The sequence below is a fragment of the Maribacter sp. ACAM166 genome (assembly GCF_005771495.1).
Lineage (GTDB): Bacteria > Bacteroidota > Bacteroidia > Flavobacteriales > Flavobacteriaceae > Maribacter.
This window is the reverse complement of record NZ_VAUW01000006.1, coordinates 12,672-29,954: the sequence shown is the minus strand read 5'-3', so window position 1 is coordinate 29,954 and position 17,283 is coordinate 12,672. Positions and strand designations below refer to the sequence as shown.

The following is a 17,283-nucleotide window of genomic DNA, read 5'->3' as shown; positions in this document are numbered from 1 at the left end:
GTTACTTCTCTAGTTCAGCGACCTTATACCAAAATTCGTTCCAACTTATTTACTCTAGTCAGGAATCAAAGCAAAATCAAGATGTCTTTTAATCAAGTCGGTATTCCTAACCATTACTGTTATTTCATCACCTAATTGATATTTTTTCTTGGTTCGTTCACCTATAATAGCATACTGCTTTTCATCAAAGATATAATAATCTCCTTTTATGTCTCGAATACGAATCATTCCCTCGCATTTATTATCAATAATTTCAACATAAAGACCCCATTCTGTTACGCCACTAATCACACCACGAAACTCCTCATTTTTATGATCTTGCATAAACTTGATTTGCATATACTTTATAGAATCTCGTTCAGCACTTGACGCCAGATATTCCATATCAGACGAATGTTTACATTTCTTTTGGAATTCTTCCTCTTTTGCAGTACTCCCACCATCTAAATAGTGTTGCAATAACCGGTGTACCATTATATCAGGATACCTTCTAATCGGAGAGGTGAAATGCGTATAATAATCAAAAGCCAAACCGTAATGACCTATATTATCTATAGTGTATATGGCTTTACTCATACTACGTATGGTTAGTGTGTCAACCATATTTTGTTCCTTCTTTCCTTTTACATCTTGCAACAATTGATTTAAGGAAGTACTAATAGATTTTTTATCCTTAAAATCTAGTTTATGCCCAAATTTAGCCACAATACCATTTAAAGTCATTAATTTATCTGGATCCGGATCATCATGTACACGATATATAAAAGTCTTTTTAGGTTTTTGTTTACCAATAAACTGAGCAACCTTCCTATTAGCGAGTAGCATAAACTCTTCTATAAGCTTGTTAGCATCTTTAGACTCTTTGAAATATACTCCTATAGGTTCGCTATTCTCATCAAGATTAAAACGAACCTCTACTTTATCAAAAGATAATGCACCATTATCCATACGTTTATCCCGCATTACTTTTGATAAGCGGTTCATAGTCAAGGTTGCCTTAACAACATCATCAGAAACCGTATAAGCAGCATCTCTTATAGAAATATCTTGTGGTATATAACCTTTACCAGTTTCGATAATATGCTGTGCCTCTTCATAGGCAAAACGTTCATTTGAATTGATAATAGTTCTACCAAACCATTGATTTTTTAAAATTGCATTATCGTCCAATTCAAAAATTGCAGAAAATGTATATTTTTCTTCATTAGGTCTTAATGAACACGCATTGTTCGATAAAACTTCTGGCAACATTGGTACTACACGGTCTACTAAATAAACAGAAGTTGCTCTCTCATACGCTTCATTATCAAGTATAGTATCCTTTTCAAGGTAATGAGAAACATCTGCAATATGAATTCCTATTTCATAATTACCATTTTCTAACTTTTGAAAAGAAAGCGCATCATCAAAATCTTTTGCATCTTTTGGATCAATAGTAAATGTTAGTACATCTCGTACATCTTTACGTTTTGCTATTTCTTCTTCTTTAATACTGGTATCTAAACCGTCGGCGAAATTTTGCACTTCAGCAGGAAATGAATAGGGTAATCCATATTCAGCAAGAATTGAATGAATTTCTGTATCATGCTCACCAGGTATACCTAAAACTTCAGTTACTTTTCCAAAAGGAGAATCTACATTATCTGGCCAATCAGTAATTTCAACTAAAACTTTTTCTCCATCCTTAGCATCCCCTAATTTATCCTTGGATACGAAAATATCAGTATACATTCTAAAATCAGACGGTCTAACGAATGCAAACGTTTTTTGCATGTCGACAACACCGACAAAGGTAGTTTTATAACGCTCTAGTATATTAACAATTTCACCCTCTAATTTCTTACTTTTTTTCCTGGGATATATATATACTTCAACCTTATCCTTATGAAAAGCCTTGTTCAATTTATTGGCTGGAATGAATATATCATCGTCCATACCTTCCACTACAATGTATGCATTACCTTTTCCTGTAACATCTACAGTACCTTCATGATAAGTTTTGGTATTTTCTACTACCTGATATTGTCCCCTGTCAATTTCTTGAATGCGCTTTTTTTCCTTTAACTCATTTAACCTTTTTATAAGGGTATTTCTATCTTGAGCATCGGTTATATCTATCTTAGCGGCTATTTGTTTATAATTAAAACTTTTACTTGGCTCGTTTTCAAGAACTGTAAAAATACCTTTGGTAATTTCATTGGTTCTATGATTCTTCGCCTTCTTATTACTTTTCGACATTAATCTTTTTATTTGTTGGAAAATTACGAATTATAATCCACTACATGTAAGTCAACTTTTTAATGAATAGTTAAGCTTTTTCATGGTTATCAACAATTATATAATAATAGACAGTTTTTCTTTTAAATTAAATTAAATATTGATGGTTATTATAGTCTGTTTATAACTGGTATAACTTATTCAAAGTTTACTTGATTTTATGAGATACCAAAAGTTGTTGACACAATATCATCTTTAAATATACTTGTAAATCAGAATTTTGAGAAGTTATTAGTAATGGTTTATAACCTCTATTAACATGAATTTTTTAATAACTAAATGTAAATTTAATGTTAATGGTAAGAGTTTTTTTGATGAAAATCCATTAACTCTTTATAAAACTTTAATTATGTTTTTCAACTTTAAAAGTGTAAGCAGATGTCAACTTTAAAAAGCAACTTTTAAAGCATTTATTTTTAAACAAGTTATGCATCTAGTAAACCTGTTTATAACATAGTAATTAACAATGATTAAATTTAAGTAGATAACATATGTTGTGAATTACTTAAATTTTGTTGCCAGTAGCTGATTATCGTATCTTTAAAAAGATTTTTATATTTCCCTTAGTATATACACTATAAACTTATTAACCTTTATATATGAAAATAGCTATTGGCAATGATCATGCAGGAACTGAATATAAACTAGCTATAATTGGTTTATTAAAATCTATGCACGTAGAAGTAATTAATCATGGTACAGATGGCACGAATAGTGTAGATTATCCAGATTTTACCCATCCTGTCGCCCAAGATGTAGAAGAAGGGAATGTTGATTTTGGTATTTTAATATGCGGTAGTGGTAATGGTGCATGTATGACCGCTAATAAGCAACAAAATGTGAGAGCAGCATTATGTTGGACTAAAGAGATAACGCAGTTGGCAAGAGAACATAATGATGCTAATATTTTAAGTTTACCAGCAAGATATATTTCCTTACCACAAGCACTTGAAATGGTATCAACCTTTTTAAATACTTCTTTTAGCGGTGGTCGCCATGAACGTAGAGTTGAAAAAATTCCTATTTAAGTAAATGCCGAGCTCATATGTACCCTAAAAAAATAGATAGATAACATACATCATTTACATGGTTATTTAATATATAGTAGATTACTTTAGAAGCTATAGGCCTCGCAAATTTTATATTAGTTTTAAATATATTCCAGGTTAAATTTATCCTAATTTTGGGATTAGTCATCTCACGGTTCATCCAGAATAAAGTATATGTGATAGTAAATAATTAATTTTAGAGGACTAATGTTATATATTTTAGTTAAGAAATTTAGTGAATTAAGTATTGAAGAATTATATAGCCTTCTGCAGTTGAGAAGCGACATATTTGTAGTAGAACAAGATTGCGTTTACCAAGATTTAGATGGTAAAGACAGTAAGGCCCTTCATATACTGGGTATGATGAATGGTAAAGTTGTAGCATATACTCGAATTTTTAAACCTGGGGATTATTTTAAAGAATCTAGTATAGGTAGGGTTGCAGTGCATAAAGAACATAGAAAAATTGGTTACGGAAAAGAAATTATGGACGCCTCTATTAAAGCGGTAGAAGAAATATTTCATAAGAATAAAATAAAATTATCAGCACAAACATATTTAACTAAATTTTATAACGAACTAGGTTTCAAGTCTATTGGGGAAGGTTATCTAGAAGATGGTATTCCACATATTCAAATGGTTAAAAATTAAAAAGAGCTGCAATTTGCAACTCTTTTATTATTTAAGGTGAAAAATCTATTAAATGCGAATTGGTTTTTTATTACTCAGATTAATATCCTCGAGCATGGTATCTGTAAACTTGTAATGACCTCGTGTTGTTATTATTCTAAATCGATTCGATTTCAATCTACTTAAGGTGTCCAAGAATAACCATTTAGATTTAAGTAAACTTGTTTTGGAAGATTTTAGGCTAAGATCAAAAAAATATTTTCTACCATTTTTGTAGGCAACAATATCTGGTGTAACAGAATCTTCTTTACCTTTTCTAGTAAATGACTTTGGAGTTTCATAACCCTCCATATCTGCTTTAATATTTTCAAATCCTGTTGCTTCTAAATGTTGGATTGACTTTTCTAAAAATTTTACGTTTTCTAACTTTTCAACTTTTACCATACTTATTAAGATAACAAAAAAAAGGACAATTACAAATTTTATCCATTGATTAACAATATGTTAAGATTATTGAATACTCCTTAAACCAAACGTTTTGCAATTCCTTGTCCAACTAAAAAATCTAGTTTTAAAATTAAATTGATGGGTTTTTCTACTTTATTATTCCTTGAAAAGTAGAGATATCCTTCTGTTCTATGGTGCAACTCATTCAGTTTTAGTTTACCATGTTTTTCGGTAGTTTTCTTACTATATTTTTCTAATGATGACTTTGTAACGTTTCTATGTTCTAAAAAGGTGCATAGTTTTTTACGGTTAACCAAGGTAATTTTACATGTGGTAAAAACACTTGGCTCATCCTCATAAATAGCGGTAGCCAATGCATAAAAATCTGTCTTTTTATTTATATCAAATAGCCAACCTTCTTTATAAGTACCGTTTTTATTATATGCTAGCTCAAAAGCAAATGTGGGCAAATCATCATTAATATAATCTAATTGAGCTTTTTCATCAATATAGAACCTGTTTTTAGTTTGTTTATGTGTAAAAACTACATCAACTCCTGCCATTTGATTTTTCATATCAAAAACACGTTTTGTATTATAGTGGTTTAAGTGATTTTGATAATACACATCCATGAGAAGGGAAAGTTTTTTCTCCTTCTTTAAATCAGATGTGAATGAACTTTTCACGTTGAACTAATTTTATCAAAGAGCGATTTCCCTATTTTATTGACCACACCAACCACTAAAGCATTACCCATAAAAAAAGCCCTTTTTGTGTTCGATATACCTTCAAGAGCAGTATGGTTTTCTGGGAACATATTCAAACGCTCTATTTCCAAAGGTGTTAATCTACGTAGTCCATTTGTTGTCTGTACCACATGTTTGAAACGCGAAGGGCTTTTACCTCCTTCACCCGTTATGATAGTTCTAGAAGCATTATCCAATGCATCAGGAAATATCATACTTCCTTCACTGTAGTTATATGAGAACCCTGTCTTGGCCGTGCGGGTTTCTTTTTTAGCGCCTTTTAAGTATTCCCATTTAGCATATTCATTTTCAGAAATGTAAAATTCATCTGGGACTAGCCCTTTTTCTAAAATATCTCTTAAAACAGTTCCCTTACCTTCAAAGCTAGGGAGGGTTTTAGTGGTGTGAACCTTACCGTTCATAAGAACACCCGTATTTTGAAAGGGTGATAATTTCTCTCCGACATTAAAAGTTTCTGATACTGTTACAAGATCATCTGTAATTTTAAATGAATCTATTTTTGATGAAGTACTCGTAATTGGAAAAGCAGATGCAATAGTTCCAGATTCAAATATCCAGTTTTTTGCAGTTTTATTTTTAAAGATTTGATATAGGGATGTAGATTTGTGGTATCCTAGAAAAAATACACGCCTACGTCGCTGTGGCATTCCATAATCTGCGGCATTAATCACCCTCCATTCAACGGCATACCCTAAATTATCAAGAGTTTTAAGCATTATGGCAAAATCCCGTCCACGCTGGTTAGACGGAGATTTAAGTAAGCGATCTACATTTTCCAAAAAAAGATACATGGGTGGATTCTTCTTTTCCAACAATATTCTATGGATGCTCCACCACAAAACACCTTTTTTACCAATTAGACCTTTAGAGTTTTGCAAGGTTGTGGCAACCGAGTAATCTTGGCAAGGAAAACCGCCAACCAAAACATCTGCATCAGGAATTACTGCCGTTTCTACCTCTGAAATATCTTTATTACTGTGATTTTCTTTTCCAAACCTAGCTTCGTAAACCAATGATGCATGTTGGGTTTTTGTACTAGGCTCCCACTGATTGCTCCAAGCTACCTGATAGTTACCCGTGTCTTCCAATCCCAAACGAAAACCGCCTACTCCTGCAAAAAGTTCTATAACCTTAAGTTTCTTCATTTGCGCTAAATTTACATAAATTCACAAGGCAAATACCACAAGAAATTATTTTAGGCATGAAGAAGATACTGTTCCAGAAGGCTTTTGTATTGATTTTGATAGCATTGAATATGGCATGCGGCATCAATTTAAAAGAAAAGGAAATTTTAGATAATGAAATTGAAAACATAAAAAGCACCTTTGCTCCAGATGAACGTACCGCACTTTTCAATATAGGGGTTTTGGAAGGTACATCAAGTCTAACATTGGCAGGAGAAAGTAATTTACCGAAAGCGGTAGATTCATTAAGAGCGGTATTAAAAGTAAACGGAATTCAATTTAAGGATGAGATTAGGGCACTACCTTCTTTTGAGTTAGAAAGTAAGACATACGCAGTTATTAATGTATCTACGGCAAATTTAAGAAGCAACCCGAAACATGCTTCAGAATTAGCTACACAAGCAACGTTAGGCACTGTGGTAAATGTTCTAAAAAAAGAAGGGGGTTGGTATTTAATTCAAACACCAGACGCATATTTAGCATGGGTAGATGCGGGCGGAATACAACTAATGGATGAAAATAGTCTATCACAATGGTTCGCTTCAAATAAAATAATTTATACAAGAACCTATGGTCATGCTTATTATTCCGTTGATGCTACCTATAGGGTTTCTGATCTTGTTGCAGGAAGTTTGTTGGAGCTTTTAAGTGAAGAGGGCAATTTTTATAAAGTTCAATTTCCTGATGGTAGAATAGGCCTTGTACCAAAAGACGAAGCTCAAGAATATACTACATGGTTATCTAACCTAAGTGTTGAGCCAGATGCTTTGGTCGAGACATCTAAAACACTGATGGGCGTTCCCTATCTTTGGGGAGGAACCTCAACAAAAGGTGTGGATTGTAGTGGTTTCACCAAAACTGTTTTTTTCTTAAACGGCATGGTGATTCCGCGAGATGCTTCGCAACAAGTGCACGCCGGGAAATTTATAGATTCCGTCGCAAATTTTAATACGTTAGCTAAAGGAGATTTATTATTTTTTGGCAGAAAAGCCACTGATTCGACGACAGAAAAAGTAGTTCATGTAGGCATGTGGATTGGGGACAACCAATTTATTCATTCTTCCCAAATGGTTCGCATAAGCAGTGTGGACAAGAACGAACCAAATTATGATGAGTATAATGTTGGGCGTTATTTACGAACCAAAAGGGTGTTTAAAGAAAACGACCCTCTTTTAAAGGATTTAAAAAATCTGAAGATTTTTAAAGAGTAGGTTCGTTTTATAATTTTGGCTTGTTTTAAATATTTTTCAAAGAACAGCATACCAAGTACGCATTAGACTCGTTTAATGGCAATTTCATTTCATTACGTGTCTATAAAAAAATCGCTCTATTTCATTTTGCATTTTTGTAACTGTGCCTGTACTTGCTAAAAATGACCCCGCAACATTACTATTTAATGAGGTAAAACAGATTAATTGGAGAAGACCAAATAAAGTTCAAAAGGCCTAAAAATTAAATTTTAACACCTTGCAACAAGCAATCATCTACAATCAAGAGGAGTTTTTAACCTCTATCTATATTGAAATATGAGATGGTCACTTTGATGTTGTAAAAGAATTGGAAGCTGGCGTTGTAAATCTATATGTATTGTAACAAAAAGGCTATTCCGCATGTATGTATGTGGGTGGAGCCAAAGGACATGTAAATATAATGGGCGGTAATTTTTATGATATCAAAAACCGATATGTAAAAAAAGAGGAAAATGGTGAATTGTCTCACTTAGGCATAAACCAACTATGTACTAAAAACCTTAAAAAGGCAGCCTCAGCGTATTTTTCGAATTACCCAAAACTCGTAAAGAAGACACAAAACAGAGATTTTAAGAAGAAGTATGTGAAAGATATTATTCACTTTTTTAATACAAAGTGTGATCATTAACCTCTCCTATTTCAAGGTAAATGCAATAATCTGATTTCCTTTTTTAGTCCCCAATTTTTCGCCTCCACACGCAAGAACGATATACTGTTTACCTTTATACGCATACGTGGTCGGTGTAGCAAAAGAAGGTGCAGGCAGTTCATATTCCCAAAGCATTTTACCCGTTCGTTTGTCGAATGCCCTAAAGTATCCATCTTTGGTGGCAGCTATAAATAATAATCCGTTTTGGGTAATGATTGGTCCGCCATAGTTTTCGCTACCCGTAGTAGGGAATCCTTTTTCCTTGAGCGCTTTAGTCTCCCCAAATGGAATGGACCACAGAAAATCACCTGTATTCAAATCAATAGCATTTAACGTTCCCCAGGGCGGAGCAATACCGGGTAAGCCATTACTATCTAAAAACTTGTTGTACCCATCATGTAGGTAGGGGTTCTCTTCTAAAGTATTTGCTATCTCCATTTTTCCTAGAGACGCTATAGCTTTTTTTTCATTGAAAAGAAACTGAAGTAGAGCATCTTTTTCTGAATCGGATAACGTAGGAAAACCGGTCATCATTCCTTTTCCTCGAGTGACAATCGCCAGCACTTCTTCTTTGCGTTTTCTCAAATTAATATCCACTAAGGAAGGAAAACCACTAGCCACCAGACCTTTTCTATCTTGCTGATGACACGTAGCACATTTAAGACTATAGAGGCGTTTACCCAAAGGTATTTCTATAGCACCAGTGTCATTGACCTTAACCTGTAGATTCCAAGCCATTTCATTAGAATTTACATATATAATCCCATCGTCAGGATCAACGCCAGCACCTCCCCATTCGGCAGCGCCATCATAACCAGGCAACAACAACGTCGGTTCAAGGCTTGGCGGACTATACACGCTTTTTTCTGCGGATTTAAAAAACGCTAGAAGCTCCTCCTTATTCTCCGCATAAGGACTAATATCCTCACTTGTTAGCTCATTAGATTGCCTCGCAAATGGTTTTGGCTTTGTGGGGATAGGTTGCGTTGGCCAAGCAACTTCACCGGATAATATTGAAGGTGAAACAGGAACTTCTTCAATATCGAACAAGGGTTCTCCTGTTATTCGGTCAAACACAAAAACATACCCTTGTTTGGTGATTTGTGCCACCGCTTTTATTTTCTGGCCATTATGCTCAACGGTTAATAGGTTCGGCGGGGCAGGAGGGTCACGGTCCCAAATATCATGATGTGTAAATTGAAAATGCCATATGTGCTCACCAGTATTTGCGTTCAACGCCACCAATGAATTGGCGTAGAGGTTGCTTCCTAACCGATTGCCGCCATAAAAATCAGGAGCAGCAGAACCTGTTGGCACATAAATTATTTCTGCGGCTTCGTCCAATGCCATTCCCGCCCAATTATTGGCAGCACCTACCATTGGGCTATTGTAAGCGTTGGGGTCTTCCCAAGTTTCATATCCCGGCTCTCCTGGGTGTGGTATCGTGTGAAATACCCATGCTACTTTTCCGGTAATTATATTAAATGCCATAACATCACCAGGTGCTGCATCAGAGCCTTCAGATATACGCAAAGGCATTACTATAATATCCTTAAATATAGTTCCTGGCGTATTTGAAATAACAAATTTTTCTTTGGCGGACTCGGGCATACCGCTACGCATATCTATTTTACCATTTATACCGAACGAGGGTATAGGCAGACCGGTAAGGGCGTCTAATGCATAAAGGTCTGCGCCACGAGTACAAAGAATACGTTTGTCATTGCCCTTCTGCCAATAGGAAACACCTCTGCTCGTAGAATGCCAAACTTGAACAGAATTACCAAATTGCCAGAGTTCTTTTCCAGTTTCTGCATGAAGGGCGACTACTCGTAATGCAGCCGTAACCCCATAAACAATACTGTCTACAACCAAAGGGTTCATTTGCATTTGTCCCCAATCGGGTGCCTCATAACGCCAAGCAACGTGTAATTGAGAAACATTTTGAGAGGTAATTTGGTCAAGCGTGGTAAAATGACTCCTGCCAGAATCACCTAAATACGAGGACCAAGTATCGTAAGCCTTTTCCTTATTACCATCTAACTTTTTATTACAACCCATTTGGGTTATAAGAGATACAATTACAACTAATAAAAAATTAGTATTAGCTCTCATGGTGGATGTTGTTGGTTAATTGGTTTCCGGTAAAATCAACTTAAAATAGCTCCACGACACAAAAAATTAAACGATTAGCATTTATTCAGAGCGGTTGCCAATTATGTTCTAATAGCTTTATCCGAAGAGAATTATTTAAAGAATAATCAATTGCTAGTAATAAACTCGCGGATATCTTTGCTTAGCTGAATCAAATCTGGCTCATGGGTATACATCATGTGACCTGCTTCATAGTATTTCATTTGAACCCGTTCTTTCACTATTCCATTTCTGGCAAAAGTGTATTCGGCATCGAAAAACGGAGTAATTAAATCATAATAACCACTGGCGACCATTACTTTCATTGCTGTATTTCTACGCATTGTTTCACCAAGGTCTGGTGCGGTATTTACGGGCATTGGTTCCCAATATTCGCTGTCAGGCACGGTTCTCCAACGCCAATTTGAACCTCCGCCAGAGGTAATGTAAGGTCGGTCCATTTTTACCTTAAGTTCAGACGCAAAATAATGGTTAAGACTAGCGGTGTAGGCTGCGCTAATTTGGTAACTGGCAGCATCGCCCAGATGAGGTTTTTCAGAGACTTTGTCTTCTTCATCTCCCATAAAGCGTCCGTCAAGACGACCAATAGCCAAACCTTGATCCATTAATAATTGTTTTTGAAAGCGGCCCATTAATATTCTTAGGTTTGAACGAAGAATATACGTTTTGTCCAACCCGGTAAAATAAGCTAGTTTTTCTGCTATTTCGTTCTTTTCATGGTCGGGGAGTAAATTACCTTTATGCAGTGCAGGAATATACGTGTTGTAGGTAAAATCACGGCATTCTTGGGTGAACTTTTTCAACGTTTTACCTTGCCCAGCTTTTTTGTGATACCAAGCCGTGGCAGCCATACTTGGCAAATAGGTGATAAATGAAGTTATATTATTAGGTTCTGATGTAGAGCCTGCGTAATCGAGCGCTTGAGATATCAAAATCATTCCGTTCAAGGCCATATTTTGCCCTGAGCCTTCTAAGGCTTTTCCAAGAGCTGCCGCACGTGTAGTTCCATAACTTTCACCGGCCAGGTATTTAGGGGAAAACCAGCGTTCGTTTTCTGTCACCCATTTCCGAATAAATTGGGCAAACGAATCCACATCCTCTTTAAGTCCGTAAAAATCTTTCCCTTCTCCTTTTCCGACTAGCCTACTGTAGCCTGTGCCTACGGGGTCAATAAACACCATATCCGTAAGGTCAAGCAGGCCATGTTTATTATTGATTAGATTGTAGGGAGCAGCACCATCATCCTTCTTGGCGTCAGAATCTACTTTTACAATTTTAGGACCAAAAAAACCCAAATGTAACCACATCGAAGCAGAACCAGGGCCTCCATTAAAAATAAAGGTTACGGGTCGCTTGGTTACATCGCCCATAGCCGTTTTTGTATAGGCTACAGACCAAAAAGCAGCTATTGAATCACCCGCTTTATTGGTAAGAAAAGTTTCTTTCGCCGTGGTGGTATACTCAATAGTTTTGCCACCATAAAAACCCTGATGTTTTGTGATAAAAGATTTGGCTTCTGGAATGGGTTTAGGAGCAGTGTCTTTTTTAATTTCTTGAGCCTTTGATAGTAGACAAAACAACAAGATGGTTGTTATTAAAAAATGGTTTCGCATAATTTGAGTTATTGATTGCTAGTGGTTTTAGTTTATCAATTTAAAAGTAGGGATAAAATATGAACAGTCACTTTTTCAATTAAAATCTATTACTTTTAAGAGGAAGTTTAAACAAGTAAAAAATAATGCCTCAATTGTCCTCATCTATTTCTGAACGACTTTATTCTTTAGACGTATTTAGAGGAACCATTATGTTTATGTTAATAGCGGAAGCTGCGGGTTTTCACCATAACGTTTTAGAACTTAGCCAAAACACCTTATTAGAGCCAATAGCCTTACAACTTCACCATCATCCTTGGAATGGATTACGTTTTTGGGATTTAATTCAACCCTTTTTTATGTTTATTGTGGGTGTTGCCATGCCTTTTTCGTTGAGAAAACGTCTAGCGACTGGCACTAGAAATAGCGCAACTAGACATATTTTAAAACGATGTTTTCTATTGTTCAGCTTTGGGGTATTACTGCATTGTGTTTACAGCCACGCTTTGGTTTGGGAATTATGGAATGTTTTGGTCCAATTGTCTTTTACAATTATAATAGCGTATGCCATTATGGGCATGTCATATAAAAATCAAATTGTTATATCCGTAGCACTATTGATGTTAACAGAGCTGTTATATCGAAGTTATGACCCTGAAGCACCCTATGCAGAAGGGCATGATAGTTTTGGTTCCTATATTGATATGTTAGTTATGGGGAAGATTAATAGTGGGTACTGGGTCTTTGTAAACTTTATTCCTACTGCCGCACACACCATTTGGGGTGTGCTATGTGGACAATTCTTAATGCAGAACAAATCGGCAGCGCATAAATTACGGTATTTTTTGATTTGGGGTACCTCGATATTGATTATTGGTATTGTCTTAGATATTTTAAATATCACTCCAATAATCAAACGAATTGCGACATCTTCCTTTACCCTCGCTTCTGGTGGACTAGCCATATTAACGTTATCCTTTTTTTACTGGTTCATAGATATTAGGGCAAACCATAAAAAATGGGGCGCTGTTTTTTCGGTAGTGGGCACCAATGCTATCTTTATATATCTTTTTGCCGAAACAGTAGGAGTTCAATGGTTTAGGGATTTTGGTTTAATATGGACGCATGGGTTATTGGCACCGTTGGGCGTATCAGAAACACTAATACTTGTATTGAATTCATTGGTAGTTTTATTTATTTTTTGGTTCATCACGTATTTTTTAAATAAGAAAAAAATGTATTTCAAAGTTTGAATTCAATAAGTAAAAGAAAACACTATACTTTAATTCGATTTAAGGACAATGCTAATGAGCTAAGTTTCGCATCAACATGATAGATTCATAGCATAGGGTATAAAATAGTAAACAGACCAACATTTATTATATTTAGAAGGGAACTTTAGAGTCAGTATTTTTATAATATTCAACGGTAAAATAATGCGCTATGAACACTAAATATTCAACGTTTTTGCTTTTTATGAAGCATCAGCTTTTACTTCTAACGGCCCTTATAGCACTAATGCTTCTTAAATCTTCTGATTTACAAGGTCAGGAACCATACCAAGGCAAGACAATCTTAGCCGTATTTGCGCACCCAGATGATGAAAGCACAGTAGCTCCAATTTTGGCTAAATACAGAAGGGAAGGGGCCAAAGTACATTTGGTAATTGTCACAGACGGCAGATATGGCATCAATGATTTTCATGAGCAAAAAGCAGGAGAAACTCTAGTCGCCACTCGTAAGGAGGAAATGAAATGCGCAGCCAATCAATTAGGGGTAGAATTAATTCATTTAGAGTACCATGACCAATTACGAGCAGAAGAAGGGTATGATGGTCATGTGCCACACGCAAGGGCTATACTTTTAGAACTAAATGATATTATTGAAACATTGCAGCCCGATGTTTTGATTACGTGGGGACCTGATGGTGGCTCAACACATATGGACCATAGATTGGTGGGTGCCTCGGTAACACAGGTTTTTTTAAGTAAGAATTGGGAAAAACCAACATCTTTGTTCTATTACGGTACTCCTTCAGAAACCATTCATGACGCTGATGGCAAAATATTGAGAGGTCAGGATAGAACATACTTGAGAACCAAAATTTCTTATACGGAAGCAGACTTTAATAAAGCCTTCGACTCGTACAAATGTCATTATAGCCAAATCGACCCTAAATTAACAAAAGAAGATTTTATAAATAGGAGAATTAATAAAGAGCGATTCATTTATTTGAGAAAATTCGAACCCCCTTCAGGCGACTCTGATTCTATCTTTGATTAATTTAGTCACTTGTATCAAAAAAACTGATTAAACATAAAAAACTAAAAATGAAAGCACTATTTCTAAGAACGAGTTTCTTTTCTACAGCATTACTTTTTTTAATGGGCTGCGGGGTATCAAACTCTCAACAAACAGAAGACGATTGGGTGGCTATGTTCAATGGAGAGGACTTAAGCGGATGGACCACAAAAATCCATCATTATGAAGTGGGAGACAATCATGGAGATACATTTAGGGCAGAGGATGAAATGATTAAGGTACGCTATGATCAATATGAAGGCCAGTTTAATGAACGTTTTTCACATCTATATTACAACCAACCTTTTTCTGATTTTCATTTAACTATGCAATATAGATTTGTTGGAGAGCAACATCCTGGCGCCCCAGACTATACCATGAAAAATAGCGGTATCATGTTTCATTCACAAGACCCGAAGACGATGCTCAAGGAACAAGATTGGCCTATCAGTGTAGAAATGCAATTTTTAGCAGGAATTGAAGAAGGGAAGGAACGCCCCACAGGCAATATGTGCTCTCCTGGCACAGACGTGGTCTACGAAGGCAAAATAGACCCTAGGCACTGTATAAACTCTAGTTCAGATACCTATTTTGGCGATCAGTGGGTTACGGCAGAGTTAATTGTGCTACATGACTCGTTGATTACCCATATTGTAAATGGAAAAACGGTATTACAATACACCAAACCACAAATTGGTGGAGGTGTAGTAAATGGGTTTGACCCCAATATAAAAGTAGATGGCAAGCCATTGAGAGAGGGACTGATTGCATTACAGAGCGAAGGGCAGCCTATTGATTTTAGAAATATAAAAATAAGAAATTTAAGAGGATGTACGGACCCTAAGGCCAAAAATTATAAAGCTCATTTTATGACTTCAGATTTAGAATCATGTATTTATTGATAAACACGGTATAAACCTTGTAATGGCAGGCAGTATTATTTTAGAATAGCACTATACTTAGATTGATTACCCAACAATTCGGCTGCAGCAAGTATAGCATCGTCATTATTTAAATAGTACTGGTATAAGCCATCTCTGTAGAAGTATCGTTTTACAATTTCATCCTCCAGGTTTTTTTGAATTTCACTCTGATACTTGTCAAGGGCATTTAGTTTGCCCTTTTCTATATTGGCCAAAAGCGTTTTGTAACTATCCTTTACATCTGTTCCTAAAAAATCATTTTCACTACCTGAAAGTGCTTTCTTTATGGCCTTTTCTGCCTTGGTCTCAAAAGAAAACTCACTTTGCTTTACGTAGTTTTTAAAGGCATTGAAATCTGTATCGGTAAATTTGAAATCTGTTACAGTTTCATAAGTATTCTTGTAATGATAATTAGTAGCGTAATCAAAGATTACATTATTCTGAAGCAGCGCTAAGGTAAGGTCATTGGTTTTGGAGGTTGCCACCTCTATGTCTGGTAGAATACCACCACCGTCTTGTACCTTTCTACCGTTACGTGTAAAGAAATCATTGAACTGTGTATTTCGAACGGCATTGCCACCTTCATCCCTATTCCAATAATCTAAAGCTTGTATACAACGACCAGAAGCGGTATAGTATCTTGAAATGGTAACTTTTAATTGCGTTCCATAGGTTAACTTTAGTGGACGCTGAACTAAGCCCTTGCCAAAACTCCGTGCGCCCATGATAACAGCTCTATCTAAATCTTGAAGGCTACCCGATACAATTTCACTAGCTGAGGCACTACTGCCATTTACCAAAACCACCAAAGGAATTTCTTCGTCTACAGGTTGATTGTTGGTATGGTATTCACGGTTGAATTTTTTGACTTTCGATTTTGTAGTAACCACTAATTCCCCCTTTGGCACGAACAGGTTGGTTACATTAATGGCTTCTGAAAGCAACCCTCCCGGATTTCCCCTAAGGTCTAATATGATTTTTTCCGCTCCTTTTCCTTTAAGGTCCAATAATGCAGATTTGGTTTGTTCTGTTGCTTTAGCGTTGAATTTTGCCAATACAATGTATCCTGTTTTAGCATCAATCATTTTAAAGAAAGGAACTGCATCTACCTCAATCCCTTCACGGGTGATAGAAGTAGTACTTAGCTTGCCTTGTCTTTTATACGTTACGCTCACAGTTGAACCGTTTGCACCTTTTAAAAGTTCGCTAGCATTATTCTCAAAATCAGCCACTTTTATATTCCCAATTTGAATGATTTCGTCTCCAGCCTTTAAGCCTGCTTTATCTGCTGGGTAGCCTTCGTGAGGCTCAACAATCAATAATTTATCATCGTAAGAACGAACTAGAGCACCGATACCAGAATATTCACCTGCATTATTAATTCTATAAGATTCAACATCTTGTTCATTTAAGAATTTAGTATAAGGATCTAATTCTTCTAGCATATTTTTAATGGCGGTGTCCATTAATTCTGCAGGATTGGTCTCATCCACATAGTTCATGTTCAATTCTTTGAACAGCGTGGTAAAGATTTCTATTTGCTTTGCTATTTCAAAAAAGTCACTTTTATAACTACTCCCAATAAATAGAAATACCACCGCTATAATAGGGATAAGAACTTTTTTACGCACTATTTTTTTCATCAATCTGGAGCTTAAATTTGTTCAATACGAGCTTCATTTTCTGATCTACGAGCTCAAAGGAGGGCATATCCTTACCAAGGTATAAAAATAGAAACGCAAAGTTGGCATCTGTATTGTTAAAAACTAGCGCTTTATTAAGTCGGTAGGACTCTCGCAGCAAGCGTTTAATCCTGTTTCTGTCGACGGCACTTTTAAAATTACGTTTAGAAACAGTTACACCGGCTTGTATAGAAATCGATTTTTGCTGAACAGGCATATAAATCAACTTCAATGGAAAACTTGAAACACCTTTTCCCTCATCAAATAATTGCGTGATGCGTATTTTGCTCTTAAGTTTTTCCTTTTTACCGAAGGATTTGTCCATTCTAAAAGAATTATTATGAAGAATTCACCTCTTTAAAAGAGGTATTACCACCT

The 17,283-nt window shown here is 35.7% G+C and carries 14 protein-coding genes; 6 read left to right on the top strand and 8 right to left on the bottom strand.

From position 1 onward, the window contains the following. Nucleotides 1–54: 54 nt before the first annotated feature. Nucleotides 55–2,238, bottom strand: a complete 2,184-nt coding sequence (rnr, locus tag ES765_RS06540) for a ribonuclease R (RefSeq protein WP_138112456.1) — start codon at nt 2,236–2,238, stop codon at nt 55–57. Between the two features lie 638 nt (nt 2,239–2,876). On the opposite strand from rnr, the gene ES765_RS06535 reads away from it, so the two are divergent. Beyond that, nucleotides 2,877–3,305, top strand: coding sequence for an RpiB/LacA/LacB family sugar-phosphate isomerase (locus ES765_RS06535; RefSeq protein WP_138112454.1), 429 nt, complete (start codon nt 2,877–2,879; stop codon nt 3,303–3,305). Nucleotides 3,306–3,533: 228 nt separating this feature from the next. Then, nucleotides 3,534–3,977: a GNAT family N-acetyltransferase gene (locus tag ES765_RS06530; RefSeq protein WP_138112452.1), complete on the top strand. Its 444-nt coding sequence runs from the start codon at nt 3,534–3,536 to the stop codon at nt 3,975–3,977. A 48-nt stretch (nt 3,978–4,025) separates the two neighbouring features. Here the strand turns inward: ES765_RS06530 and ES765_RS06525 are convergent, their stop codons facing one another. The 3 genes from ES765_RS06525 to dcm form a co-directional block, all read right to left on the bottom strand. Next, nucleotides 4,026–4,400 carry a hypothetical protein gene (locus tag ES765_RS06525; protein ID WP_138112450.1) on the bottom strand — a complete coding sequence of 125 codons (375 nt, stop codon included), beginning with the start codon at nt 4,398–4,400 and terminating at the stop codon, nt 4,026–4,028. An 80-nt stretch (nt 4,401–4,480) separates the two neighbouring features. Further along, nucleotides 4,481–5,089, bottom strand: coding sequence for a hypothetical protein (locus ES765_RS06520; RefSeq protein ID WP_249356254.1), 609 nt, complete (start codon nt 5,087–5,089; stop codon nt 4,481–4,483). Further along, nucleotides 5,086–6,315: a DNA (cytosine-5-)-methyltransferase gene (gene dcm, locus ES765_RS06515; RefSeq protein WP_138112449.1), complete on the bottom strand. Its 1,230-nt coding sequence runs from the start codon at nt 6,313–6,315 to the stop codon at nt 5,086–5,088. The genes ES765_RS06520 and dcm overlap by 4 nt, the downstream gene beginning before the upstream one ends. 56 nt (nt 6,316–6,371) lie before the next feature. Here dcm and ES765_RS06510 point away from each other — a divergent pair, with 56 nt between their 5' ends. After that, nucleotides 6,372–7,565: a C40 family peptidase gene (locus ES765_RS06510; protein WP_138112447.1), complete on the top strand. Its 1,194-nt coding sequence runs from the start codon at nt 6,372–6,374 to the stop codon at nt 7,563–7,565. 673 nt (nt 7,566–8,238) lie between these two features. Here ES765_RS06510 and ES765_RS06505 read toward each other — a convergent pair. Together ES765_RS06505 and ES765_RS06500 are read right to left on the bottom strand one after the other, a co-directional pair. Continuing rightward, complete coding sequence (locus ES765_RS06505) at nt 8,239–10,368, bottom strand: pyrroloquinoline quinone-dependent dehydrogenase (RefSeq protein WP_138112445.1); 2,130 nt, start codon at nt 10,366–10,368, stop codon at nt 8,239–8,241. Nucleotides 10,369–10,514: 146 nt separating this feature from the next. Further along, the gene (locus ES765_RS06500; RefSeq protein ID WP_138112443.1) at nt 10,515–12,020 is read right to left on the bottom strand and encodes a S10 family peptidase; all 1,506 of its coding nucleotides are present in this window, start codon (nt 12,018–12,020) and stop codon (nt 10,515–10,517) included. A 125-nt stretch (nt 12,021–12,145) separates the two neighbouring features. Here ES765_RS06500 and ES765_RS06495 point away from each other — a divergent pair, with 125 nt between their 5' ends. The 3 genes from ES765_RS06495 (at nt 12,146) to ES765_RS06485 (ending at nt 15,202) form a co-directional block, all read left to right on the top strand. Further along, nucleotides 12,146–13,252: an acyltransferase family protein gene (locus ES765_RS06495; protein ID WP_138112441.1), complete on the top strand. Its 1,107-nt coding sequence runs from the start codon at nt 12,146–12,148 to the stop codon at nt 13,250–13,252. A gap of 190 nt (nt 13,253–13,442) precedes the next feature. Next, nucleotides 13,443–14,282 carry a PIG-L deacetylase family protein gene (locus ES765_RS06490; protein ID WP_138112439.1) on the top strand — a complete coding sequence of 280 codons (840 nt, stop codon included), beginning with the start codon at nt 13,443–13,445 and terminating at the stop codon, nt 14,280–14,282. A 47-nt stretch (nt 14,283–14,329) separates the two neighbouring features. Next, complete coding sequence (locus tag ES765_RS06485; RefSeq protein ID WP_138112437.1) at nt 14,330–15,202, top strand: DUF1080 domain-containing protein; 873 nt, start codon at nt 14,330–14,332, stop codon at nt 15,200–15,202. A gap of 35 nt (nt 15,203–15,237) precedes the next feature. Here the strand turns inward: ES765_RS06485 and ES765_RS06480 are convergent, their stop codons facing one another. Together ES765_RS06480 and rnpA are read right to left on the bottom strand one after the other, a co-directional pair. After that, entirely contained in the window at nt 15,238–16,866 is a 1,629-nt protein-coding gene (locus ES765_RS06480; protein ID WP_138112435.1) for a S41 family peptidase, read from the bottom strand. Beyond that, nucleotides 16,847–17,230 carry a ribonuclease P protein component gene (gene rnpA / locus ES765_RS06475; protein WP_138112433.1) on the bottom strand — a complete coding sequence of 128 codons (384 nt, stop codon included), beginning with the start codon at nt 17,228–17,230 and terminating at the stop codon, nt 16,847–16,849. Before rnpA ends, ES765_RS06480 begins: the two co-directional genes overlap by 20 nt. Between the last annotated feature and the right edge of the window lie 53 nt (nt 17,231–17,283).

Coding starts and splice junctions, on each gene's coding strand:
- rnr (WP_138112456.1), bottom strand. CDS start 2,238: ATGTCGAAAAGTAATAAGAAGGCGAAGAATCATAGAACCAATGAAATT.
- ES765_RS06535 (WP_138112454.1), top strand. CDS start 2,877: ATGAAAATAGCTATTGGCAATGATCATGCAGGAACTGAATATAAACTA.
- ES765_RS06530 (WP_138112452.1), top strand. CDS start 3,534: ATGTTATATATTTTAGTTAAGAAATTTAGTGAATTAAGTATTGAAGAA.
- ES765_RS06525 (WP_138112450.1), bottom strand. CDS start 4,400: ATGGTAAAAGTTGAAAAGTTAGAAAACGTAAAATTTTTAGAAAAGTCA.
- dcm (WP_138112449.1), bottom strand. CDS start 6,315: ATGAAGAAACTTAAGGTTATAGAACTTTTTGCAGGAGTAGGCGGTTTT.
- ES765_RS06510 (WP_138112447.1), top strand. CDS start 6,372: ATGAAGAAGATACTGTTCCAGAAGGCTTTTGTATTGATTTTGATAGCA.
- ES765_RS06505 (WP_138112445.1), bottom strand. CDS start 10,368: ATGAGAGCTAATACTAATTTTTTATTAGTTGTAATTGTATCTCTTATA.
- ES765_RS06500 (WP_138112443.1), bottom strand. CDS start 12,020: ATGCGAAACCATTTTTTAATAACAACCATCTTGTTGTTTTGTCTACTA.
- ES765_RS06495 (WP_138112441.1), top strand. CDS start 12,146: ATGCCTCAATTGTCCTCATCTATTTCTGAACGACTTTATTCTTTAGAC.
- ES765_RS06490 (WP_138112439.1), top strand. CDS start 13,443: ATGAACACTAAATATTCAACGTTTTTGCTTTTTATGAAGCATCAGCTT.
- ES765_RS06485 (WP_138112437.1), top strand. CDS start 14,330: ATGAAAGCACTATTTCTAAGAACGAGTTTCTTTTCTACAGCATTACTT.
- ES765_RS06480 (WP_138112435.1), bottom strand. CDS start 16,866: ATGAAAAAAATAGTGCGTAAAAAAGTTCTTATCCCTATTATAGCGGTG.
- rnpA (WP_138112433.1), bottom strand. CDS start 17,230: ATGGACAAATCCTTCGGTAAAAAGGAAAAACTTAAGAGCAAAATACGC.